General features: G+C 68.9%; 9 protein-coding genes and 2 pseudogenes. 3 read left to right on the top strand and 8 right to left on the bottom strand.

Translation table 11 applies throughout. From position 1 onward, the window contains the following. Nucleotides 1-11 precede the first annotated feature (11 nt). The 5 genes and pseudogenes from RTK35_RS30520 to RTK35_RS10275 all read right to left on the bottom strand — a co-directional run. Nucleotides 12-1,760 (bottom strand): annotated as a pseudogene (locus tag RTK35_RS30520) (condensation domain-containing protein); the annotation flags it as partial. Between the two features lie 69 nt (nt 1,761-1,829). Continuing rightward, a pseudogene (locus RTK35_RS30515) lies at nt 1,830-4,484 on the bottom strand (amino acid adenylation domain-containing protein); the annotation flags it as partial. Nucleotides 4,485-4,581: 97 nt separating this feature from the next. Beyond that, nucleotides 4,582-17,025, bottom strand: coding sequence for a non-ribosomal peptide synthase/polyketide synthase (locus RTK35_RS10280; RefSeq protein WP_316907922.1), 12,444 nt, complete (start codon nt 17,023-17,025; stop codon nt 4,582-4,584). A gap of 134 nt (nt 17,026-17,159) precedes the next feature. Then, nucleotides 17,160-17,819 (bottom strand): thioesterase II family protein, encoded by a 660-nt coding sequence (locus RTK35_RS30510; protein WP_410478651.1) that lies wholly within the window; start codon nt 17,817-17,819, stop codon nt 17,160-17,162. A gap of 115 nt (nt 17,820-17,934) precedes the next feature. Beyond that, nucleotides 17,935-19,338, bottom strand: a complete 1,404-nt coding sequence (locus tag RTK35_RS10275; protein WP_316907921.1) for an aspartate aminotransferase family protein — start codon at nt 19,336-19,338, stop codon at nt 17,935-17,937. A 151-nt stretch (nt 19,339-19,489) separates the two neighbouring features. On the opposite strand from RTK35_RS10275, the gene RTK35_RS10270 reads away from it, so the two are divergent. Beyond that, complete coding sequence (locus RTK35_RS10270; RefSeq protein WP_316907920.1) at nt 19,490-19,999, top strand: hypothetical protein; 510 nt, start codon at nt 19,490-19,492, stop codon at nt 19,997-19,999. A gap of 4 nt (nt 20,000-20,003) precedes the next feature. After that, nucleotides 20,004-20,369 (top strand): cyclic-phosphate processing receiver domain-containing protein, encoded by a 366-nt coding sequence (locus RTK35_RS10265; RefSeq protein ID WP_316907919.1) that lies wholly within the window; start codon nt 20,004-20,006, stop codon nt 20,367-20,369. On the opposite strand, the gene RTK35_RS10260 is transcribed toward RTK35_RS10265, so the two are convergent. From RTK35_RS10260 to RTK35_RS10250, 3 genes are all read right to left on the bottom strand, one after another. Further along, nucleotides 20,302-21,972, bottom strand: a complete 1,671-nt coding sequence (locus RTK35_RS10260) for a methyl-accepting chemotaxis protein (protein ID WP_316907918.1) — start codon at nt 21,970-21,972, stop codon at nt 20,302-20,304. The genes RTK35_RS10265 and RTK35_RS10260 overlap by 68 nt on opposite strands. Before the next feature lie 272 nt (nt 21,973-22,244). Continuing rightward, on the bottom strand, nt 22,245-22,676 hold the full coding sequence (locus tag RTK35_RS10255) for a hypothetical protein (RefSeq protein ID WP_142008736.1): 432 nt from the start codon (nt 22,674-22,676) through the stop codon (nt 22,245-22,247). Between the two features lie 31 nt (nt 22,677-22,707). Further along, on the bottom strand, nt 22,708-23,451 hold the full coding sequence (locus RTK35_RS10250) for an AAA family ATPase (protein WP_044399406.1): 744 nt from the start codon (nt 23,449-23,451) through the stop codon (nt 22,708-22,710). 133 nt (nt 23,452-23,584) lie between these two features. Here RTK35_RS10250 and RTK35_RS10245 point away from each other — a divergent pair, with 133 nt between their 5' ends. Beyond that, nucleotides 23,585-24,466: a formate/nitrite transporter family protein gene (locus RTK35_RS10245; RefSeq protein WP_316907917.1), complete on the top strand. Its 882-nt coding sequence runs from the start codon at nt 23,585-23,587 to the stop codon at nt 24,464-24,466. Nucleotides 24,467-24,473: the final 7 nt, after the last annotated feature.

The following is a 24,473-nucleotide window of genomic DNA, read 5'->3' as shown; positions in this document are numbered from 1 at the left end:
ATGCCGCGCAGCAGGTTGAGCCAATGGTCGGCCAGGCGCGAGACGGTGCCCGCATCGAACAGGTCGGTGGCGTAGGTCAGCGAGGCGGTGAGTTCGCCGGCGGCTTCCAGGGTGTCCAGGGTCAGGTCGAACTGGGCGGTGTGGCTGTCCCAGTCCTGCGCTTTCAGCGTCAACCCGGGAAGCGACGGCAGCGGCTCACGACCGGCGCTCTGGTGGTTGTAGAGCACCTGGAACAGCGGGCTGTGACTCAGGCTGCGCTCCGGGCGCAGGGCATCCACCAACTGTTCGAAGGGCAGGTCCTGGTGCGCTTCCGCGCCCAGCGCCGCATCCCGGACCTGCCCGAGCAGATCGGCGAAGCGCACCTGCCCATCGACCTGGGCCCTGAGCACCTGGGTGTTGACGAAGAAGCCGATCAGGCGCTCGGTCTCCACGCGGTTGCGGTTGGCGATCGGCACGCCGATGCGGATATCCGCCTGCCCGCTGTAGCGGTGCAGCAGCGCCTGGAACGAGGCCAGCAGCACCATGAACAGGGTCACTTCCTCGCGCTGCGCCAGCTGGGCGAGTTGCCCGGCCAATGTCGGCGGCAGCTCGATGGCCAGGCGGGCACCGGCGAAACTCTGCTGGGCCGGGCGTGGGCGGTCGGTGGGCAGCTCCAGCAACGGGTGCTCGTCGCCCAGGGCGGCGGTCCAGTAGGCCAGCTGGCGCTCGCGCTCGCCCGCCTCCATCCACTGGCGTTGCCAGGCGGCATAGTCCGCGTACTGGATGGGCAAGGCGTCCTGACGCACTGCCAGGCCCTGGCCATGGGCCGCATAGCCGTCCATCAGCTCCTGCACCAGCAGTTGCATCGACCAGCCATCGGAGACGATGTGGTGCTGGGTCAGCACCATCACATGTTCCTGCGGGGCGATGCGCAGCAGGCCGACCCGCAGCAGCGGGCCCTTTTCGAGGTCGAAGGGTTCGCTGACCTGCTTCTGCACGAAGGCGCGGATGTACGCCTCGTCTGCGCCCTCTTCCACCTCGGGTGACAGCACCAGCGGCAGGTCGGGGTGGATCAGTTGACGGGCCTGTCCATCACTCTGGACGAAGGTGGTGCGCAGGCTTTCGTGACGCTGCACCAGGTCCGCGAAGGCCCGTTGCAATGCCTCGATGTCGAGCTCGCCCTCGATCCGCAGCGCTGCAGGAATGTGGTAGGCGGCGCTGCCCGGCTCCATCTGCCAGAGGAACCACTGGCGCTGCTGGGCATAGGACAGCGGCAGGCTCTGCCCACGATCCACCCGTGGAATGGACGGGGTCTGCACACCTGCGGACTGTTCCAGCACCGTCACGCAGGCCTTGAAGTCGGCATTCTCGAAAAGTTGGCGCAGCTGCAGGTCGAGCCCCAGCTCCTGGCGAATCCGCGACACCATCTGGGTGGCCAGCAACGAGTGCCCGCCCAGCTCGAAGAAGTTGTCGTTGAGCCCTACCCGCTCCAGCTTGAGCACGTCCTGCCAGATCAGCGCCAGGCGCTGCTCCAGCTCGCTTTGCGGCGCCACGTAGTGCTGCTGCGCCTGGCTCGCGTCCGGCTGCGGCAGCGCCTTGCGATCCAGCTTGCCGTTGGCGGTCAGCGGCCAGTGCTCCACGAACAGCAGGTGCGTCGGCACCATGTAGTCCGGCAGCTCGGCCTTCAACTCGGTTCTCAGGGCGTCGCGCAGTGCTGCGGCATCCTCCAGCGGACTCGCTGGCAGCACATAGCCCACCAGTTGCGTGCCGGTCGGCCCTTCATGGGCCAGCACCACGGCCTCGCGCACGGCATCCAGTGCAGCCAGGCGCGCCTCGATTTCGCCCAGCTCGATGCGGAAACCACGGATCTTCACCTGGTGGTCGATGCGCCCCACGTACTGGATGACGCCGTCGCTGCGGTACTGGGCCAGGTCGCCGGTGCGGTACAGGCGCGCACCGGGCTCGCCGAAGGGGTCGGGGATGAAACGCTGTGCGGTCAGGTCGCCACGGTTCAGGTAGCCCCGCGCCAGGCCGGCGCGACCTACATAGAGCTCACCGATGCAGCCACGGGGCACGGGATTGAGCTCGCCGTCGAGCAGGTACCAGGACAGGTCCGGGATCGGCTCGCCGATGGGGCTGCTGGCGTCATGTTCCAGGTCCGCCAGGGACAGCGGTCGGTAGGTGACGTGCACCGTGGTCTCGGTAATGCCGTACATGTTGATCAGTTGCGGCGCGGTATCGCCGAAGCGCTCGAACCAGGGGCGCAGGCTGTGCACGTCCAGGGCCTCGCCACCGAACACCACGTAGCGCAGCGCCAGCTCATCCTGGGCGGCGCAGGCGATCTGCATCAGCGGCTTGAAGGCCGACGGCGTCTGGTTGAGCACGGTGACGCTGGCATTCACCAGCAGCGCGTGGAAGTCCTGCGGCGAGCGACTCACGTCATGGGGCACGATCACCAGCTCGCCGCCGTAGAGCAGCGCGCCGAAGATTTCCCAGACCGAGAAATCGAAGGCATAGGAGTGGAACAGCGACCAGACGTCCCGGGGGCCGAAGTCGAACCAGCCTTCGGTGGCCTGGAACAGACGCATGAGGTTGCTGTGGGGCAGCAACGTGCCTTTCGGCTTGCCGGTGGAGCCGGAGGTGTAGATCACATAAGCCAGGTTGGCCGGCGACATCACCACAGGCGGCTCGTGCTCGGGATAACCCGCCGCGCCCTCCAGCATCAGCGCCTCTACCTTCGCCGGGATCGGCAGGCTCTGCAGCAAGGCCGGCTGGGTCAGCAGCAGGCGGATACCGCTGTCCTCGATCATGTAGGCCAGGCGGTCCTCGGGGTAGCTCGGGTCCAGCGGCACGTAGGCGCCACCGGCCTTGAGGATCGCCAACAGGCCCACCACCATCTCCAAGCTGCGCTCGACAGCGAGACCCACCCGCACATCCGGGCCCACACCACACTCGATCAGCTGGTGCGCCAGGCGGTTGGCCCAGGCATCGAGTTCGCCATAGCTCAGGGTCTGTGCGTCGAAGCGCAGGGCAATGGCCTCCGGGCGCAGGCGCGCCTGCTCGGCGATGCGCTGGTGGGCGCATTGGGTGACGTCGAAATCACGGGCCGCCGGGTTCCACTGCTGCAGGTTCGCCTGGCGCTCCTCGGCATTGAGCAGCGGCAGTTCGCCGACGCGGCACTGCGGGTCGGCAACGATGCCGCGCAGCAGGTTGAGCCAATGGTCGGCCAGGCGCGAGACGGTGCCCGCATCGAACAGGTCGGTGGCGTAGGTCAGCGAGGCGGTGAGTTCGCCGGCTGTTTCAAGGGTGTCCAGGGTCAGGTCGAACTGGGCGGTGTGGGAGTTCCAGTCCAGGCTCTCCACCCTCAGGCCCGGCAGTTGCAGGGCTTGGCCCGCCGCATCGGTCTGGTGGTTGAACATCACCTGGAACAGCGGGCCATGGCTGAGCTGACGCTCGGGAGCCAGGGCCTGCACCACCTGTTCGAACGGCAGGTCCTGATGCGCCTGCGCACCCAGGGCGGCCTGTTTGACCTGCGCCAGCAGATCGGTGAAAGGCATGTCGCCGCGGATATCCGCATCCAGCACCTGGGTGTTGACGAAGAAGCCGATCAGGCGTTCGGTCTCCACGCGGTTGCGGTTGGCGATCGGCACCCCGAAGCGGATGTTCGCCTGCCCGCTGTAGCGGTGCAGCAGGGCCTGGAACGATGCCAGCAGCACCATGAACAGGGTCAGCCCCTGGCGCTGGGCCAGTTCGCGCAACGCCGAGGCCAGCGCGGTTTCCAGCTGCAGGTCCAGGCGCGCACCGCGGTGGCTCTGGACCAGCGGTCGGGCACGGTCGGCGGGCAGCGACAGCACGCTGCCGGCATCGCCCAGCCGTTCGGTCCAGTAGGCCAACTGGCGTTGCTGCTCGCCGGCTTCCATCCACTTCCGCTGCCAGATCGCGTAGTCCGCATACTGGATCGGCAGCGGCGCCAGCACCGCTGCGCGACCGCTGGCATGGGCGAGATAGAGCTCGATCAGGTCTTCGACCATCACCTGCGAGGAGGCGCCGTCGGAAACGATGTGGTGCAGGGTGAGGACCAGCACATGGTCGTCCTGGGCCAGCCTCAGCAGCTTCAGCCGCACCAGCGGCCCCCGCTGCAGGTCGAACGGGCGGGCGACTTCGTCATCGACGAACGCCTTGATCGCCCCCTCGTCGACAGCGCCTTCGAGGGCCTGGACCTCGATCGCCAGGCGGCCGGCCTCGACCACCACCTGGCGCAGGCCCTGCCCGTCCTCGACGAACACCGTGCGCAGGACCTCGTGGCGTTCGAGCAGGCCGTCGACGCTGCGTTGCAGCGCCTCGATATCCAGGGCACCCCGCAGCCTCAGGGCGGTGGGCATGTTGTAGGCGGCGCTCTCGGGGTCCAGGCGCCAGAGGAACCATTGGCGCTCCTGGGCGTAGGACAGCTCCAGCGAGGGGAACTCGTGGCGCGTCACCGGTATCGGCAGCGCCGAGAAGCTCATGTTCTTGCTGCGCAGCTTGTCCAGGAAGGCCTGGCGCTGTGCCAGCGGCAGGCGGATGAAACGCTGGACCAGGGAGAGGTTGTCGAGCGGGGTCATGTCAGAGGGCCTCCAGGTCCGCGAGAAAGTCGTGCATCTCATTCAGGTCGTCGCTGGAGTGAGGCGTCAGGTGTTCCGCCAGCTGCTGCGCGTATTCGGACAGGGATGAGGTTCTGAAAAGCAGGTCGAGGGGCACGGCAGCCCCCTGCTCCATCTGTAGCCGTGCGGTCGCTTGGGTCGCCAACAGTGAATGCCCACCGAGTTCGAAGAAGTTGTCGTCGCGGCCGACGCGCTCCAGCTTGAGCACGTCCCGCCAGATGTCGGCCACGCGCCGCTCCAGCTCGCCCTCGGGCGCCACGTAGGCACGCAGCAGCTGGTTGCCGTCCGGCCTGGGCAGGCTCTTGCGGTCGAGCTTGCCGTTGGGCGTGAGGGGGAAGCGTTCGAGCACCAGCCAATGGGCGGGGATCATGTAGTCGGGCAGCGCCGACGCCAGGGCCGCCTTGAGCGGGCTGCGCAGCTCCGCCGCCTCCAGTGCCTCGTGGGGCACCAGGTAGGCCACCAGTTGGCTGCCCAGCGGGCCTTCCTGGGCGACGACCGCCGCCTCGCGGATCAGCGGATGGGCGAGCAGTTGCGCCTCGATCTCGCCCAGCTCGATGCGGAAGCCACGGATCTTCACCTGGTGGTCGACGCGGCCGAGGTACTCGATCACGCCGTCGGCCCGGTGCCTGGCCAGGTCCCCGGTGCGGTACAGGCGGGTGCCGTTGCCGAACGGGTCCGGCAGGAAGCGTTCGGCGGTCAGCGCCGGGCGGTCGTGGTAGCCACGGGCCAGGCCATCGCCACCGATGTACAGCTCGCCGATCACCCCCGCCGGATTCGGCGCGAAGTCACCGTCGAGAATGAACAGCGAAGTGTTGGCGATCGGCCGCCCCAGCCAGGGGTGCGGCTGCTCCGGGGTCAACCGGTGGGCCGCCGACCAGATGGTGGTCTCGGTGGGGCCATAGAGGTTCCACACGGCACCGCCCAGGGCCAGCATGCGCTGGGCCAGGTCATCGGCCAGGGCCTCGCCTCCGCAGAGGAAGGTGCGGCCGGCCAGGATCGCGGCGCGGGGGTGGTCCAGCAGCATGCGCCAGGTGGACGGCGTGGCCTGGATGACGCTGACCCGCTGCTGTTCGATGAGCTGCAGCAGGCGCTCCGGGTCATGGGCGCTGTGCCGGTCCGCCAGCACCACGCAGGCGCCCTGGAACAGCGGGCCATAGAGCTCCAGCCCGAAGATGTCGAAGGAGAAGGTGGTCAGCGACAACACCCGATCGGCCGCCTCGATGCCGGGTTCCCGCACCATGCTGGCGACGAAGTTGACCAGGGCCTGGTGACGCACCATCACGCCCTTGGGCTTGCCGGTGGAGCCGGAGGTGTAGATGGCGTAGCACAGGTGCTCGCCACCGACCGCGACCTGCGGGTCGACCGGGCTTTCCTCCAGGCTGGCCGCCGGCTCCACCAGCAGCGTGCGCACGCCAGCCGGCAGGGCGAACTGCCCGGCCAGGGCCGGCTGGGTCAGCAGCAGTTGCAGGCCGCTGTCCTCCACCATGTGCGCGAGGCGGTCCTGGGGATATTGCGGGTCGAGCGGCACGTAGGCGCCGCCGGCCTTGAGGATGGCCAGCAGGCCGATCACCATCTCGACGCCACGCTCCAGGGCGATGCCGACGAGCTGGTCCGGCACCACGCCGAGCCCGATGAGCCGGTGCGCGAGGTGGTTGGCCTGGCGGTTGAGCTGGCCGTAGCTCAGTGCCTGCCCATCGAAGCGCAGGGCGATGGCGTCAGGCGTGGCGCGGGCCCGGGCCTCGAACAGCTGGTGCATGCAGGGCGCCTGCGGGTAGTCGGCGCCGGTGGCGTTCCACGCGCTGACCACACGCTCGTGCTCGGCCGCATCCAGCAGTCTCAGCTCGCCCAGCGGCCGCTCGGCGGCGTCGGGCATCTGCTGCAGCAGGCGGCCCAGATGGCGCCCCAGTTGCTCGATGGCGTCATGGGCGAAGGCCTCGCGCTGGTAGCTGAACTGCACCGAAAGGCGCTCGCCGAGGCTGACCATCAGGGTCAGCGGGTAGTTGGTCTGCTCCTGGCTGTCCACGGCGCCGAAACGCACGCCATGGGCAGCGCTCTGCTCCAGGGCCTCGGCGATCGGGTAGTTCTCGAACACCAGGATGTTGTCGAACAGGGCTTCGCCGCCCTGCCCGGCCCAGCGCTGGATATCGAACAGCGGGGTGTGCTCGAACTCGCGCAGCGCCAGGTTCTGGGCCTGCAGCGCCTGCAGCCAGTCGACCAGCCGCTGTTCGCCGCGCGGGCTGGCGACCACCGGCAGGGTGTTGATGAACAGGCCGATCTGCTGCTCGCTGCCGGGCAGGTCCGCCGGGCGGCCGGCGACGGTGGCGCCGAAGACCACGCCCGCCTTGCCGGTATGGCGCTGCAGGAGCAGCAGCCAGGCGGCCTGTACCAGGGTGTTGACGGTGACCTTGGCGGCCCGCGCGAATGCGCCGAGCTGGCGGGTCTGCCCGGCATCCAGCTGGATGCCATGCAGGCCATGGGCGGCCGTCGCGTCGTGGGCATCCGGCCTCGGGAAGACCGATGCCAGGCGCACGGGCTCGTCCAGCACGCTCAGCTGGCGGCTCCAGAAGGCCTCTGCAGCGGCCGCGTCCTGGCGCTGCAGCCAGGCGATGTAGTCGCCGTAGCGGCCCGGGACCGAAGGCAGCGTGCCCTGGCCGTAGTGCTGCAGCACCTCGGCGAACAGCTGGGCGCTGCTCCAACCGTCCATGAGGATGTGATGGTTGGTGTAGATCAGGTGGTGGCGATCATCGTCGGTGCGCACCAGGATCAGGCGCATCAGCGGCGCCTGGTCCAACTCGAAACCACGGGCGCGCTCTTCCTCGGCCAGGGTATCGAGCGTCGCCTCCAGGCCGGCCTGGTCACGCCAGTCCAGCAGACTGAAGGGGATGTCGAGCTGGCGGTAGACCAGTTGCACCGGCTGTTCGAGGTCGCCCTGCCAGAAGAACCCGGTGCGCAGGATGTCGTGACGGTCCAGTACTGCCTGCCAGGCTGCGCGGAAGCGCGCGGGCTCCAGCCCCTCGATGTCGAGGCGGGTCTGGTTGACGTAGTTGCCGCGGGCCTGCTCGAACAGCGAGTGGAACAGCATGCCCTGCTGCATCGGTGACAGCGGGTAGAGGTCGTCGATGGCCGCAGCGGCCACCGGCAGCGCGTCGAGCTGGGCCTGCGTCAGGCGGGCCAGGGGGAAGTCGGACGGGGTCACGCCCTGGTTCGCGGCATCGCAGCAATGCTCGATCAACGCACGCAGCTCGTTCAGGTAGTCATCGGCCAGGCGCTCGATGGTGTCGGCCTCGAACAGCGCGCTGCTGAAGGTCCAGCTGAGGTCCAGTTCGCCGCCGAATACCTGGCTGTCCAGGGCCAGCTGGTTGCCCAGCGGCCCCTCCAGGTCGACCTCCTCGCCTCCCGACTCCGCGGTCGGGGCGAACAGGGCGGCATCGGCCTCATCGAAGCTGCCGTCGAACTGCCCCAGGTAGTTGAAGGTCAGGCGCGGTACGGGCAACTGGCCCAGCGCGGCGCGGGCCTGGGGTTCTCCCATATGGGCCAGCACGCCGAAGCCGATCCCCTTGTTGGGAATCGCCCGCAGCTGTTCCTTGATGCCCTTGAGCGAGGCTCCGAGGTCACCCTCGGCGCTCAGCCGGGCCGGGAACACGCTGGTGAACCAGCCTACGGTGCGGGTCAGGTCGATGGTATCGAACAGGTCTTCACGTCCGTGCCCTTCGAGCTGGACCAGCACCCCCGCCTCGCCCGTCCAGCGGGCGATGGTACGAGCCAGCGCCGTCAGCAGCAGGTCGTTGACCTGGGTGCGATAGGCCGCCGGGGCCTCCTGCAGCAGGCGGCGGGTCAGCCCGGCATCCAGACGGCGACGGACCGCTACGGCGCTGCGGTGGGTCAGGGAACCTTGCGGGTGGTCGCATGGCAGGGACACGGACGCGCCCTGCAGTTGCGCCTGCCAATAACCCAGCTCCGCCTGCATGGCGCTGCTCCGAGCGTGGGCTTGCAACTGCTCGGCCCAGTCCCTGGTGGAGCTGGTCTTGGCCGGCAGCGCGACCGCCTGGCCGCCTTCGATGCGGCGATAGGCGAGCTGCAGGTCTTCGAACAGGATGCGCCACGACACGCCGTCCACCACCAGATGATGGATGACCAGCAGCAGGCGCTGGCTGCCGTCATCGAGGGTGGCCAGGAGCGCACGCAGCAAGGGGCCCTGCTGCAGGTCCAGGCTGCGCTGCACGGCGTTGCCCAGCTCATGCAGCGCCTGGGCGTCGGCGACCCGGGCCTGTTGCAACAGCGCTTCGCCCTGGGCCTGCGGCTCCTGGTAGCGGGCCGTCCAGCCCGCCTCGGTTTCGCTGAAGGACAGGCGCAGCCCGTCATGGTGCTCCACCAGGCGTTGCAGGGCCTGTTCGAGCGCCTCCGGCTGCAGGGGGCGGGTCGGCTTGAGCATCACTGACTGGTTCCAGTGATGGCGCTGGGGGATGTCGTTGTCGAAGAACATCCGCTGCACCGGCAGCAGCGGCGACTCGCCGCGCACCGGCCCCTGGTCGATGACCAGGGTCGCTTCGCCCTGGCGCGCCACGCCGGCGAGCGCCTGGATGGTCGGGTGCTGGAACAGGTCTTTCGGGGTGAGGCGGATGCCCAGCTGGCGCGCGCGGCTGACCACCTGGATGGAGATGATCGAATCACCGCCGAGCTCGAAGAAGTTATCGTTCAGGCCGATCTTCTCCAGCTTGAGCACCTCCTCCCAGATCCGTGCCAACTGCCGTTGCAGTTCGCTCTGCGGGGCCACATAGGCCTGCTGCAGCTGGCTGAGGTCCGGGCGGGGCAGGTTCTTGCGGTCGAGCTTGCCGTTGGGCGTCAGCGGCAGGCGCTCCAGGCGCATCAGGTGGGACGGCACCATGTGCGCCGGCAGGCTGGCCTTGAGCTGCTCGCGCAGGCCCTCGACGAAACCGGCCGAGTCGTCGCTGGCGACGACATAGCCCACCAGGCGCTTGCCGCTGCCGGCCTCGCCTTCCTGGGCCACCACCACCGCCTCGCGCACGCCCTCCAGGGCCTGCAGGCTCGCCTCGATCTCGCCCAGCTCGATGCGGAAGCCGCGGATCTTCACTTGGTTGTCGATGCGTTCCAGGTAGTCGAAGGTGCCATCGGCACGCTGGCGCACCCGGTCGCCGGTGCGGTAGAGCAGGCCGCCCGCGCTGCCGAAGGGGTCGGCGACGAAGCGCTCGGCGGTCAGGCCCGGGCGGTTCAGGTAGCCGCGCGCGAGACCGCTGCCACCGAGGTAGAGCTCGCCGGTCATGCCCTGGGGCACGGGGTTGAGGTCGGCGTCCAGCACATAGGTGCTGCGATCGCCGATGCGGCTGCCGATGGGGGCATAGGCCGCGCCGCATGGCTGGTCCCGCCCGGCCTTCCAGATCAGCGGGGTGACCACGGTTTCGGTCGGGCCATAGCCGTTGATGATGAAGTCGGGGTCCAGCGCCCGCTTCACCCGCTCGAAGCTGGCAGTGGGCACCGCGTCGCCGCCGAAGCAGTAGATCCTTACCCGGGGCGGGTTGCCCTCGCGCTCGGCGTGCTCGGCCAGTTGCTGCAGGTACACGGGCGGGAACGCCGCCACGGTCACGCCTTCGGCCTGCATGGCACGGTAGGTCTGCTCCGGGGTCCAGAGGCTGTCATCGCGGATCAGCAGCGAGCCGCCGTGGGTCAGGCTGGTGAGCCAGCGCTCGTGCGCGCCATCGAAGGCGAAGGACATGAAGTGGAATTCGCAGTCGTCGGCGCGCATCTCGTAACGCTCGCCGATCGCCTGGCAGTGCATGCTCAACGGGCCATGGGCGACGCACACGCCCTTGGGCTGTCCGGTGGAACCGGAGGTGTAGATCACGTAGGCCAGGTGGTGCGGGTCGACCTGTACTTCCGGTGCCTGGCGCGGATGCTGCGAGAGGTCGAGGCGGTCGAGTTCCAGCACCTTGAGGTCGGCGTCGGCGGGCAGCGCGGGCAGCAGCTGCGAGTCGCTCAGCAGCAACGCGAGCCCGGAATCCTTCATCAGGTAGGCCAGCCGCTCGCGCGGGTAGCTGCTGTCCAGCGGCACGTAGGCGCCCCCGGCCTTGAGCACCGCCAGCAGGGCGACGATCAGGCCATCGCCACGGGGCAGCGCGACGCCGACCCGGACTTCCGGCCCGATGCCCTGGGCCACCAGCTCGTGGGCCAGCTGGTTGGCACGGCCCTCCACCTCGGCGTAGCTGAAGCGCTGCCCGGCGAAGATCACCGCGGTACGTTGCCCCTGCGTTGCGGCGAGTTCGGCGAAACGTCGGTGCACCGGCGTCTCGACCGCATAGGGCTGCGGCAGGTTCTGTTCCTGCAACCGCGCCCGTTCCTCAGGGGTGACCAGGGCGATTTCGCCCAGCCGGCGCTCGGCCGATACGCAGAATTCCTGCAGCAGGTGCAGCAGTTGCCCGGCAACGCGGGCGACGGCCGCCTCGGAGAAACGGGCGGGTGCATAGCTGCAATGCAGGGCCAGGGTTTCTCCCAGGGTCACGCCGACGCTCAGGGGGTAGTGGGTCTGGTCGAAGTTGCCGACTGCGCCGAAACGCACCCCGAGCGTCCCGCCCTGGCGGAGTGCTTCGGCGATCGGGTAGTTCTCGAAGACCAGGATGTTGTCGAACAGGGCCTCACCGCCCTGCCCGGCCCAGCGCTGGATGCTGGCCAGCGGCGTGTGCTCGAACTCCCGCAACGCGAGGTTCTTCTCCTGCACCGCTTGCAGCCAGTCGGCCACGCGCTGGTCCGGCCGGGAGCCGGCGACCACCGGCAGGGTGTTGATGAACAGGCCGACCTGCTGCTCGATGCCGGCCACCTCGGCCGGGCGCCCGGCCACGGTGGTACCGAAGGCCACCACCTCGGCACCGGTGTGGCGCTGCAGCAGCAACAGCCAGGCGGCCTGCACCAGGGTGTTGACCGTGACCTTCTGCTGGCGGGCGAACGCGTTCAGGCGCTGGGTGCGCTGCGGGTCCAGCGCGGCATCGAGCAGGCGGTGGCCGCCCGCCTCCAGCAGGTCCTGGGGCTGGACACTGGCCTGGGCGAGCAAGGTTGGCTCCTGCAGCTCGGCGACCTGCTGCTTCCAGAAGCCTTCGTCACCCACCGCATCCTGCTGTTGCAGCCAGCGGATGTAGTCACGGTAACGGCCGACGACGGGGGCAGGCGCCTCTCCGCTGTAGCGCTGCAGGACCTCACCGAGCAGCTGCGAGCTGCTCCAGCCATCCAGCAGGATGTGGTGGTTGGTGAACACCAGGTGGTGGCGCTCGTCGCTCGTGCGGATCAGCGCCAGGCGCAGCAGGCCCGGCTGCGACAGGTCGAAGCCACGTGCCCGGTCCTCTTCGAGGAAACGCGCCAGCGCCACATCGATATCGCGACGGCCACGCCAGTCCAGCTCCACGAAGGGCAGGCTAACCTGGCGGTGGAGCACCTGCAGCGGATGGGGCAGATCGCCCTGCCAGAGGAAGGCCGTGCGCAGGATGTCGTGGCTGTCCACTGCCGCCTGCCAGGCGTCGCGGAAGCGCTGCGGGTCCAGCCCGTCGACGTCCACGCTCAACTGGTTGATGTAGGTGCCATCCCCCTGCTCGTAGAGGCTGTGGAACAGTAGGCCCTGCTGCATGGGCGACAACGGGTAGAGGTCTTCCACCGCCTGGGCGGGCAGCCCGAGCGAGTCCAGCTGGGCCTGGTCCAGGCCGGCCAGGGGGACATCCGAGGGCGTGAGGCCCGCTGCGTCTGCCTGGCAGCAGTGCTCGACCAGGGCTTGCAGCTCCAGGCCGTAGCCGTCCGCCAACTGGCGGATGTCGGTTTCGTCGAACATGTCCTGGCTGAAGGTCCAGCGCAGTTCGAGCTCGCCGTCGTAGACCTGCCCTTCCACGCCCAGCCAGTTGTCCAGGGGCGCATCCGCGCTCTGTTCGGCCCCGGCACGCTCGCCGGCGGGCACCAGCAGCGCGCCCTCGCGGCTGTCGAAGCTGCCGTCGAACTGCCCCAGGTAGTTGAAGGTAATGCGCGGTTGCGGCAACCGCGCCAGCGCCTCGCGGTCCGCCGCCTGTCCGAGGTAACGCAGGATGCCGAAGCCGATGCCCTTGTTGGGGATGGCCCGCAGCTGCTCCTTGACCCGCTTGAGGGTATCCGCAAGGCCCGGAGCCGGGCTCAGGCGTACCGGGAACAGGCTGGTGAACCAGCCGACGCTGCGGCTGAGGTCGATGCCGTCGAACAGGTCTTCGCGGCCATGCCCTTCCAGCTGGATCAGGACATGCTCCTGCCCCGCCCATTGGCCCACGACCCTGGCCAGGGCGGTGAGCAGCAGGTCGTTGACCTGGGTGCGGTAGGCCGCGGGAGCCTGCTGCAGCAGCTGCCGGGTGCGCGCCCGGTCCAGCCGGCTGCGTACCACCCGCGCGTGGCGGCTTTGCAGGCCGCCTTCCGGGTTGCGGCACGGCAGTTCGGTGGTCGCACCCTCGAACTGGCCGATCCAGTACCCCAGCTCGCGCCTGGCCGTCTCGCTCTGGGCGTAACCCTGCAGCTGCTCGGCCCAGCTCTTGTAGGCGCTGGTCTTGGCCGGCAGGGACGGTCGCTCGCCCTGGGCACTTTGCTGGTAGGCCCGCTGCAGGTCCTCCAGCAGGATGCGCCAGGACACGCCGTCGACCACCAGGTGGTGCACGGCGAGCAGCAGGCGCTGGGTGCCGTCCCGCAGGGTGGCCAGCACCGCGCGGAGCAGCGGCCCGTCACGCAGGTCGAGGCTGCGCTGGGCATCGGTGCACAGCGCCTGCAGGTCGTCATCCGCCACGTCGTCACGCACCCAGAGCAGGGACGGCAGGCCGGCCGCGAGGCCGGCCAGTTCCGCCCGCCAGGCCTCGCCGCGCTGTTCGAAGCGCGTGCGCAGCGCATCGTGATGCACGACCACGGCGTGCAGCGCCTGCTCCAGCGCGGCGGCCTGCAGCGGCTCGAGCGGGCGCAACAGCAACGCCTGGTTCCAGTGGTGCCGATCGGGGATGGCCTCGTCGAAGAACCCGTGCTGGATCGGCAGCAAGGGCAGCTCACCGGTAACCGGCCCCTGGTCGATGCCCGGCCCGGCCTCGCCGAGGCGGGCCACGGCGGCCAGGGCCTGGACGGTCTGGTGCTGGAACAGATCGCGCGAGGTGAACGCAATACCGGCCTGGCGGGCCCGGTTGACCAGTTGGATGGAGACGATCGAGTCGCCGCCCAGCTCGAAGAAGTTGTCGGTCAGGCCGACCCGCTCCAGCTTGAGCACGTCTTGCCAGAGACCGGCGATGCGCTGCTCCAGCTCGCTGCGCGGTGCCACGTAGGCCTGTTGCAGCTGGCTCGCATCCGGCAGCGGCAGGGCCTTGCGGTCCAGCTTGCCGTTGGGGCTCAGGGGCAGCGCATCGAGGAACAGGATATGCGCCGGCACCATGTAGTCCGGCAGGCTGCCGCGCAGCTGCTCACGGATGCCCTCGCGCACGTCGTGCTGGGCATCGCCAGACGCTTGGGCCAGGGCCTTGTCCGCCGCCACGACATAGGCCACCAGTTGCAGCGCCGATTCGCCCTGCACGGCCTGCACCGTGGCATCGCCGACGGTGTCCAGCTCCAGCAGGCGCGCCTCGATCTCGCCCAGTTCGATGCGGAAACCACGGATCTTCACCTGATGGTCGACACGGCCGACGTATTCGATGACGCCGGCCTCGTTGAAGCGCGCCAGGTCACCGGTGCGGTAGAGGCGGCCACCGGTGGTGGAGAACGGGTCGGGGATGAAGCGCTCGGCGGTGAGGCCGGGGCGCTGGAAGTAACCCCGGGCGAGCAGCTCGCCCCCGATCATCAGTTCGCCCACCACACCCACGGGTACCGGCTGGCCATTGCCATCCAGCAGGTAGGTGCTGCGCCCGGGTAAGGCGCGACCGATCGGCAGGACCCGCGGCAGCGCCTGGCGGCCCTCGACAAAGTCGCTGCAGTCGAAGGTGGTGGCGGTGACGGTCGCCTCGGTCGGCCCGTAGGTGTTGAGCAGCCGTACCTGTTCGAGCCCGGCCTGGCGCCAGGCCTGCACCCCTTCCGGCGGCATGGCTTCGCCGCCGCTGTGCACCTGGCGCAGCACGCCGTAGTCGCGCGGCCCGGCCGCGGCGAACGCCTTGGCCATCATGTTCCAGTAGGCGGTGGTCAGGTCCATGACGGCGATGCGCTGTTCGAGGATCTGCCGGTACAGCGTTTCGCTGTCCCACACCTCGGTGCCACGCATGACCACCGAGGCACCATGGATCAGCGGCCCGTACAGCTGCTCGGCGAAAGCGTCGAAGTTGAAGGTGGCGAACTGCAGCACGCAATCGCCGCGCTCCAGGCGGTAGTAGTGCACCGCCGCATGGGCGTGCCCGGCCAGGGCGCCGTGGCTGATGGCCACGCCTTTGGGCCGGCCGGTGGAGCCCGAGGTGAACATCACGTAGGCGAGGTTGCCGAGGTGCGCACGCGGGCCGAGGTTATCGGACGAGGAATGCGCCCCATCTTCATCGCGGTCCAGGCACAGGGTCGGCAGCGTATCGGGGATCGGCAGGCGCTCGCGCAATGCGGTCTGGGTCAGCAGCAGCCGACAGCCGCTGTCCTCGATCATGGCGGCCAGGCGCTCGCGGGGGTATTGCGGGTCCAGCGGCACATAGCCGCCGCCGGCCTTGAGCACGGCAAGAATCGCGACCACCAGCTCCAGGCTGCGGTCCACTGCGACACCGACCAGCACCTCAGGCCCTACACCCCGCTCCACCAGCACATGGGCCAGGCGGTTGGCACGGCTGTTCAGCTGGCCGTAGGTCAGCCGCTGGCCCTCGCAGACCAGCGCCAGCGCGTCCGGATCACGGGCGGCCTGCACCTCGAACAGTTCATGAACGCATTGCGTGACGGGCTGGGCCTGTTCCTGGCGCCCCCAGCCCTCCACCAGTTGGCGGTACTCGGGCTCGGCCAGCAACGGCAGCTCGCCGACGTGCTGTTGCGGGTTCCGCACCATGCCGTGCAGCAGGTTGGCCCAATGCTGCGCAAGGCGCTCGATGGTGGACGCGTCGAACAGGTCGCTCGCGTAGGTGAAGGAGGCATGCAGGCGGCCCGCCTTCTCGAAGGTGTCCAGGCTCAGGTCGAACTGGGTGGTGCGGCTCTCCCAGTCGATCACGCCCAGTTCCAGTCCGCTCCCCACCTTGAGGGTGGTGACATCCGCCACCTCGGGCTGGTGGTTGTACATGACCTGGAACAGCGGGTTGTAGCTGAGGCTGCGCTCCAGCTTCAGCGCCTCCACCAGGCGCTCGAAAGGCAGGTCCTGGTGGGCCTGGGCGCCGAGGGCGGTCTCCTTGATGTCGCGCAGCAGGTCTCCCAGGGAGGTGCGCCCGTCCAGGCGGGTGCGCAGCACCTGGGTGTTCACGAAGAAGCCGATCAGCCCTTCAATCTCGCTGCGGTTGCGGTTGGCGATGGGCACGCCGATGCGCAGGTCGGTCTGCCCGGTATATCGGTGCAGGAGGACGTTGAAGCTGCCCAGCAGCAGCATGAACAGGGTTACCCCGTGCTGCCTGGCCAGCTCGCGCAGCTGCTCCGACAGCGCCGGCTCCAGGGCCAGTTCATGGCGCAGCCCCTGGTAGCTCGGCTGCGCCGGGCGTGGATGGTCGGTGGGCAGCTCCATCACCGGGTGCTCATCGCCCAGCTGCGCGAGCCAGTAGCCGAGCTGGCGCTCCTGCTCACCCGCCTCCAGCCATTGCCGTTGCCACAGTGCATAGTCGCGGTACTGCACCGGCAGCGGCGCCAGCTCGGGCTCCCGCCCCTGCTCGTGAGCGTCGTAGAGCCGGCAGAATTCCTCGATCAGCACGCCCATCGACCAGCCATCGGAGACGATGTGGTGCAGGGTCAGCAGCAGGACGTGCTCACGCTCCGCCAGCCGCAGAAGGCGCACCCGCAGCAGCGGCCCGTTGGCCAGATCGAAGGGTTGCAGGGATTGCTCCTGTGCCTGCCGGGCGACCGCCACCTCGCGCTCGGTGCTGGGCAGCGCACTGAGATCGTCACGCTCGATGACCAGCGGGGCGTCGAAGGCGACCAGGCGCAGGCTGTCATCCTCGGTTGGCCGGAAGACCGTGCGCAGCGTCTCGTGGCGCGCCACCAGGCTGGCGAAGGCGGCTTCCAGGGCGGCCTCGTCCAGCGGCCCGGTCAGGCGCACGGCCGCCGGCAGGTTGTAGGCGCCGCTTTGCGGGTCCAGGTGCCAGAGGAACCACATGCGCTGCTGGGCGTAGGACAGCTTGTCGCGCTCAACGGACTCCACCCCCGACGGAATCGGGAACACCGAGAAATCGATGCCTTCCTGGCGCAGGCTGGCGAGGAAAATCCTGCGTTTCTCCAAGGGCAGCTCGATAAAGCGGCGCGCGAGTTTCAGGGAGTCTTCTGCATTCATCGGTCTTCTTCCGTGCACGTGGGCAACGAGCGTTCAAGGCTCGGTCGTCCATGAAAAACGGACGGAAGATGTTGAAAATTAGCGATTCCCAGAGGCCTGCAGTGAATCCCGAACGCGGAACTCCTGACCGTCCATCAGTAGGCAGAGGTACTGCGTTGACACGCTCCTTCCGGATGCGCGAGCAGCTTGCTCAGATGGGCAACCATCTCGGACACCTGCATTTCGAAGTAGAGGTGTCCACCCTCGAATCGCCTGAGTGTCACGCCAACCGAAGTTTCATCGCCCCAGTCGCGCAGCTGGCGCCCAGTGACGCGGTCATCCACCCCACACAGGATATGAATGGGGCAGGCAAGAGGCGTGCGAGGGCGTTGTCGGTAGATCAGCGAGGAGCACCAGACAGGTCCGGGCAGGCCCAAGACGCTGCCATCGAATGCGAAGCAACCGGGCGCAGCCACACCAGACACCAACAGGCAACGGGGCAGCAGAGCCCTTCTGACCCTCAGTGCGTGCAGAAGCTCGAACGCCAGCAGCGCACAGACGCCATGCCCGAAAACCGCGTAGTCTCCAAAACGCACACATGACTCCAACCTCCGGGCGATTTGCTGCGCCAGGCTGGCCAGGTCACGCTGTCCAGAACCTTCGAAAAAATCACTCCGATGAACTTTGATCAGCTCCACCGTCACCCGAGCGGGAACACACTGCGCCCAGGCAACACAGGCGTCTGCGTCAACATCCTGCAACGAAAGACAGATCAGGCGTATTGGTGCACCTCGTTCACAGCACGCTCTGGACACCTTTTTCAGCGGCCGCCTGGCTGTGTAGGAAATGATGATTCTGCACGCCACTCTCCTGCGCTCAACGGGCGAGAGCCCAGCGATGGTAGAGCGTCGAACCGGCGAATCACCTGGCTCAGTCCTGCAACGCAGCGGCCAGGGCCCGGGCGAAGCGGCGGGCGACTTCGTCCACCTGGTCGGCGGTGATGATCAGCGGCGGCAGGAAGCGCACCACGCTGCCGTGGCGGCCACCCAGTTCAAGGATCAGCCCGCGCTTCAGGCACTGGGCCTGCAGGCGCGAGGCCAGGGCGCTGTAGGTGGGCGGGTGGCCGAGGGCGTCCGGCGTGCCGGAGGGGTCCACCAGTTCGACGCCGAGCATCAGCCCGCGCCCACGGATGTCGCCCAGCTGCGGGTAGTCGCGCTGCAGCTCGCGCAGGTGGCCGGCCAGGCGCTCGCCCATGGCGGCGGCGTGGGCGGGGATGTCGTGGTCCTTGAGGTAGCGCATCACCGCCGAGCCGGCGGCCATGGCCATCTGGTTGCCACGGAAGGTGCCAGCATGGGCGCCCGGGCCCCAGGCGTCGAGCCACTCGCGGTAGACCATCACCGCCAGCGGCAGGCTGCCGCCGATGGCCTTGGACAGCACCACCACGTCGGGCACGATGCCGGCGTGCTCGAAGGCGAACATCCTGCCGGTGCGGCCGAAGCCGCTCTGGATCTCGTCGACGATCAGCGCCACGCCGGCCTTCTCGGTGATGCGGCGCAGGCCGCGCAGCCACTCGATGTCCGCCGGCACCACGCCGCCCTCCCCCTGCACCGCTTCGACGATCACCGCCGCCGGCAGCAGCACGCCGGCCTCGGGGTCGCTGAGCAGGTTTTCCAGGTAATGCAGGTTGGCGCGCACGCCGGCCTCGCCACCCAGGCCGAAGGGGCAGCGGTAGTCATAGGGATAGGGGGCGAACTGCACGCCATTGCCGAGCACGGCGCCCAGGGCCTTCTTCGGCCCCAGGTTGCCCATCAGCCCCAGGGCGCCCTGGCTCATGCCGTGGTAGCCGCCCTGGAACGAGAGGATGGTGCTGCGCCCGGTGGCGGTGCGCACCAGCTTCAGCGCCGCCTCCACCGCGTCGGTGCCGGTGGGGCCGCAGAACTGGATCTTCGCCTCGCGGGCCAGGCCCTCGGGCAGCAGGCCGAAGAGGTCCTGGACGAACTGGTCCTTCACCGGGGTGGTGAGGTCGAGGGTGTGCAGCGGCAGCTCGTCGGCGAGCACCTGGCGGATGGCGTCGATCACCACCGGGTGGTTGTGCCCGAGGGCCAGGGTGCCGGCACCGGCGAGGCAGTCGATGAAGGTGCGGCCCTCGACGTCCTCGACATACAGGCCATGCGCGCGCTTGAGCGCCAGGGGGATGCGCCGGGGGTAGCTGCGGGCATTGGACTCCTGCCGGGCCTGGCGGGCCAGCAGCGGTGAGGTTTCGAACTGGTAGAGCGTCTCGTCTTCGGCAACGGCGTGCGGTTGGCTGGTGGTGAGGCTGGTGGCGACGTGCATCCTTCGACCCTCGATGAAAGTGGCATCTGGCTCCGGGCCGGTGCGTGTGGCGCATACCGGCCGTGTGCACAGAAGACGTTGCAGGGTGATGGGGATTTAGCGGCGGACGAACCGCTACACTGCGCGCCTCGAAACGAGGTGGGACGACACGATGCAAACCCTGGAGCAGGCACGCGCCAGCCTGGAAACGGTTCGCACACTGCTGGGGCGGAAGCTGGTCCGGGTCCGCAATGCCCGCTACCTGTTCAACGGTGCTCCCGAGCCGGAAGCCGTCGGCGAGGTGGAGTTCACCTGCGAAGGCGGCAAGGCAGTGACGCTGTCACTGGCCTCCGACGGCGAGAGTGTCATGGCGGCGAGCCGCGCACTCCAGGTGCTCGAGGGGTTCGACATCAGCGACGACGCCCGTTGCGACTGGAGGGCCGAGGACCTGCTCGCCACGCTGGACGCCAGGCATCTCATCGGCCGGCAGGTGATCGGAGTCGAGGGGTTGCACGTCGTTTACCAGCAGCATGAGGCGTGCCTGCTGGAGGGTTTCAGAATCACCCTGGAAGGCGGTGACTACCTGGTGTTCTTCAACTGCGGCGATGAGGAGGCGGTACGCCTGAACCAGCCGCCACCACCCTTGAGCGAAGCCAGCGAGCAATGGGTAACGGAGCTCTGATGCAATGAAGGTCTATCTGGACGACGAACGCGCGACGCCCGAGGGCTGGGTCCGGGCCTGGTGGCCGGATGAGGTGATCGCGCTGCTGGAGACCGGCCAGGTCAGCGAACTGAGCCTGGACCACGACCTGGGCGATGACCAGCGTGGCACCGGCTATGACGTGATCCTGTGGATCGAGGAAGCGGTGGTGCTGCGCGGGGGTTCGTGCCGCCGCACATCCATGTGCATTCGGCCAATTCCGCCGCCGTGGCGCGGATGCGCGCCGGGGTGCGGGCCATCGAGGCGCTGGCGGCGCGCAACGCTCAATCGGCGCGGTAGCGTCCTACCAGGCGCTGCAGGCCGCCGGCCATCTCGGCCAGGCGCTGGGTGATGCCGTTGGCGGTGTGGCTGCTCTCGGCGGTGTGCTGGGCGATGGTGACGATCTGGTGCACGTTGTGGTTGATCGACTCGCAGACCCGGGTCTGCTCGGCGGCGGCGTCGGCGATCTGGGCGTTCATGCCGTTGATGATGCCGGCGGCCTCGCTGATGGCCTCCAGGGCCTGCCCGACCTGGGCCACTTCGGCGACGCTGCGGGCACAGCCCTGGCGGATCTGCTCGATGACGGCGATGGCTTCGCGGGCGCCGCCCTGGAGGCGCTCGATCATCCCCTGGATTTCCGCCGTGCTGCTCTGGGTGCGGCCGGCCAGGGTGCGCACTTCGTCCGCCACCACGGCGAACCCCCGCCCCTGCTCGCCGGCGCGGGCCGCCTCGATGGCGGCGTTGAGCGCCAGCAGGTTGATCTGCTCGGCCACGCCACGGATCACGTCCAGTACCCCGCCGATGTTCTCGGACTCGCTGCCGAGCTGGCGGATGGTGGCGACGCCTTCCGCCACCTGGCCTTCCAGCCCGCGGATCTCCGCCGTGGCGCCGCCCACCAGGCTGCGTGCCTCGTCCACCCGGTGCTCGGCATCGCGGGCGGCCTCGGCGGCGCTGGAGGCACTGCCGGCGATCTGCTGGGCCGCGCCGGACATTTCCTCGGTGGCGGTGGCCAGCTGGTCGCTCTCGCGGTGCTGGGTGTCGATGCCCTGGCCGATGCCGGCCATGAAGGCTTCCAGCTCTTCGCTGGCGCGGCCCAGGGTGTCGGAGGACTCGCGGGTCTGCCGCACCAGGTGGCGCACCTGTTCGGCAAAGCGGTTGAAGGAGGTGGCCAGGGCGCCGAGTTCATGGCCGCTGGATTCGTCCAGCCGGCGGGTCAGGTCGCCCTCACCCCGGGCGATGTCCTCCATGGTGGAGACGGCCTGGCCCAGCGGTGCATGGATGCTGCGCACCAGCAGCATCACCAGCCCCACCACCAGCCCGAGCAGCAGCACCACGGAGAAGCCGCCGCGCATCAGGCTCTCGCGCAGGGCTCCGGCGAACTCCTCGTCGAGGGCGGCGACCAGGGCGTCGAGGTCGTCGATGTAGAAGCCGGTGCCCAGCACCCAGTCGGTGCCGGGCACGGGGACGACGTGGGCGAGCTTGGGGGATGGGGCGTCCTGGCCCGGCTTGGTCCAGCCGTATTCCAGGTAGTCGCCGCCGCGCTTGGCGGCCTCGATGTACTCCTGCACCAGGGCGCGTCCGTCCGGGGTGCTGGAACTCCAGTAGTCGTTGCCTTCCCGCGAGGGGTTGTCGCCACTGACCACCTGCACGCCGTGGGTGTCGTAGACGAAGAAGTAGCCGCTGTCGCCGTCGAAGCGCAGGGCGCGCAGCAGGTCCTTGGCCCGCTCCGGCTCGCCCCGCGCGAGGGCCGGCTCGACGGCGGACAGGGCCAGCTCCATGTAGTTGGCCAACTGGTCGCGGCGCGCATCCAGCAGCGACTGGCGCAGGGTGTCACGCCCCAGGTCGCGCAGGTCGCGGGCCTGGTCGAAGCCGGTCCAGGCGCCGGCCAGCGCGAGCAACAGCAATGGCAGCATGGCCAGCGCGAGGATCTTCTGCTTGATGGACAATCCCTTCATTTCCCACCCCTCCGGTCAGTGAACTGGCTCCGGGTTCTAGCACAGGGCCCAGCCCTGTTCAGGAGGCGACGCGAAGGGGCTGGAACCGAAGCGAGGGCAGCCGGCCGATGCCGGGCCGTCTGCGGCGCAGGCCCTGCCGAGCCTGTAGGAAAAGCGGCGCCAGGCGGGTCGAACGACCTGACGCAGCGGGGCGGCATTTCCCGCTGAAGGCTGGGTGGGCACACCGCCATCACGCGCTACGGGCCGTCAGCCTGGCGCGCCTGGAGGCGGCCTCAGAGCGCCGGCCAGGCCTGCAGCAATCCCGCCAGGTGCAGGCCACCCAGGGTCAGGCAGATGAGCGAACTCCACAGCCAGAACGCCGGGCTGCGGCCGAGCCCGACAGGTATCAGCGCCAGCCCGGCGACTCCGCGCAGCAGGTAGACGGCGGCGACCCCGCCCAGTGCTAGGCGGCTCAGGGGCAGCGGCCGGCCGAGCCCGGCACAGAACGCGTACAGCGCAAACAGGCCGAGCACCAGGGTGATGCCCAGGGTCACCCGCGTCGGGAACGGACTGCCGGCCTCGGCCAGGCGCGCCATGCGCTCACCGGCGCCGAAGAAGCGGTACCAGGGTGCGCCATAGCGGATGCAGCCGAGGTGCAGCAGCGCAGCGAGCGCACTCAGCGCGCCACCGGCCAGCAGGAAGGGGTTGGGGAACAGGTCGTCCATGGTCGGGTCCGTCCGTAGGTGGTGGGCAGGCTCAATCCAGCAGGGTGCGCAGCGTGCGTGCGGGGTTGGCGAGAAAGCCCCGGGTCACCCGCACGTGTTCGGTGTCGTCGTAGTCCACCCGCTCGAAGCCCTGGGGCCCGCACTGGTAGATCCAGGCGCCCGGGTAGGCCATGAGGATCGGCGAGTGGGTGGCGATGACGAACTGCGAGTCGTCCTTCACCAGATCGTGGATGCGCGCCAGCATCGCCAGCTGGCGCTGGGGCGAGAGCGCGGCCTCGGGTTCGTCCAGCAGGTAGACACCCTTGCCGCCGAAGCGATTCATCATCAGCGCGAAGAAGGATTCGCCGTGGGACTGCTCGTGCAGCGAGAGCCCGCCGTAGGAGTCGATCACCGGCGGCGCCGGGGCGGGTTCGGCGTCCATCCGCTCGATCTCGGTGGCGACGTTGAAGAAGCTCTCCGCCCGCAGGAAGAACCCATCGCGGGCGCGGCGCACGCCCTTGCCGACCCGCAGGGCCTGGTGCAGTTCGGAGTGGGAGGCCCAGGTGCCGAAGTTGAAGTTGCGGGTGCCGCCCTCGGGGTTGAAGCCCAGGGTCACGGCCAGCGCCTCCATGAGGGTGGACTTGCCCGAACCGTTCTCCCCCACCAGGAAGGTCACGGTGGGGCTGAACTCCAGGCGCCCCAGGTGCCTGACCGCCGGGAGCGAATAGGGGTAGTCGCTGCGGCCCTCGGCCTTGTCGGCCTTCAGGCGCATGTCGATCAGGTAGCGCGTGTCCATCGCGGGCCTCCGAAAACAGGCCGCCATCCTAGCCAGCGGCGACTCCTTCCACCAGCCGCCGAGCGGCACGAAACGCAGCCGAACCAAACGCCACTTGCGAGGATCAACCCTGCATCACCTGCAGGAGCCCGCCATGAGCGAAGACGGCAAGACACCGGGGCTGTCCCCCCGCGAACGCCAGGACGTGAACGAGAACCAGCCGCCCCGGGCGGCGGTGCTCCACGAGATCATCCGCACCCAGGGCGACCAGGAACTGGAGCGCAAGGCCGCCGCGCTGTGGTGGTCGGCCCTGGCAGCGGGCCTGACCATGGGCCTGTCGCTGATGGCGATGGGTTTGCTGCATGCGCGCCTGCCGGACAGCCCCTCCAGCCAGGTGATCGCCAGCCTGGGCTACTCGGCGGGCTTCCTGGCGGTGATCCTCGCGCGCCAGCAGCTGTTCACCGAGAACACCCTGACCGCCGTGCTGCCGGTGATGAGCCAACCGACCCTGCACAACCTCGGCCGCCTGCTGCGCCTGTGGAGCGTGGTGTTGGCGGGCAACCTGGCCGGCACCCTGCTGGTGGCTTGGGTGATGCTGCACCTGCCGATCTTCGACGGCGCCACGGACCGTGCCTTCCTCGACATCGGCCGCAAGGTGATGGAGAACGACAACGGCCAGATGTTCGCCAAGGGCATCGTCTCCGGCTGGATGATCGCCACCCTGGTGTGGATGATCCCCTCCCAGGAAAGCGCCAAGCCGCTGCTGATCATCCTCGTCACCTACCTGATGGCCCTGGGGGACTTCACCCACATCGTGGTCGGTTCGGCGGAGGTGTCCTACCTGGTGTTCGCCGGGCACCTCGATTGGGCGGCCTTCTGGCTCGACTTCGCCGGCCCCACTCTGGCGGGTAACATCGTCGGCGGCAGCCTGATCTTCGCCCTGATCAGCCACGCCCAGGTGCGCAGCGACACGCGCCGCCTGCACGATGCGCACACGGCCGAGGCGGAGGCGCCAAGGCAGCGCAAGCGGGACTGAGCGGGCC

It is taken from the genome of Pseudomonas sp. zfem003 (genome assembly GCF_032621675.1).
GTDB lineage: Bacteria > Pseudomonadota > Gammaproteobacteria > Pseudomonadales > Pseudomonadaceae > Metapseudomonas > Metapseudomonas otitidis.
Note: the sequence above shows the minus strand (reverse complement) of the source record. Positions and strands in the feature narration are given on the sequence as shown.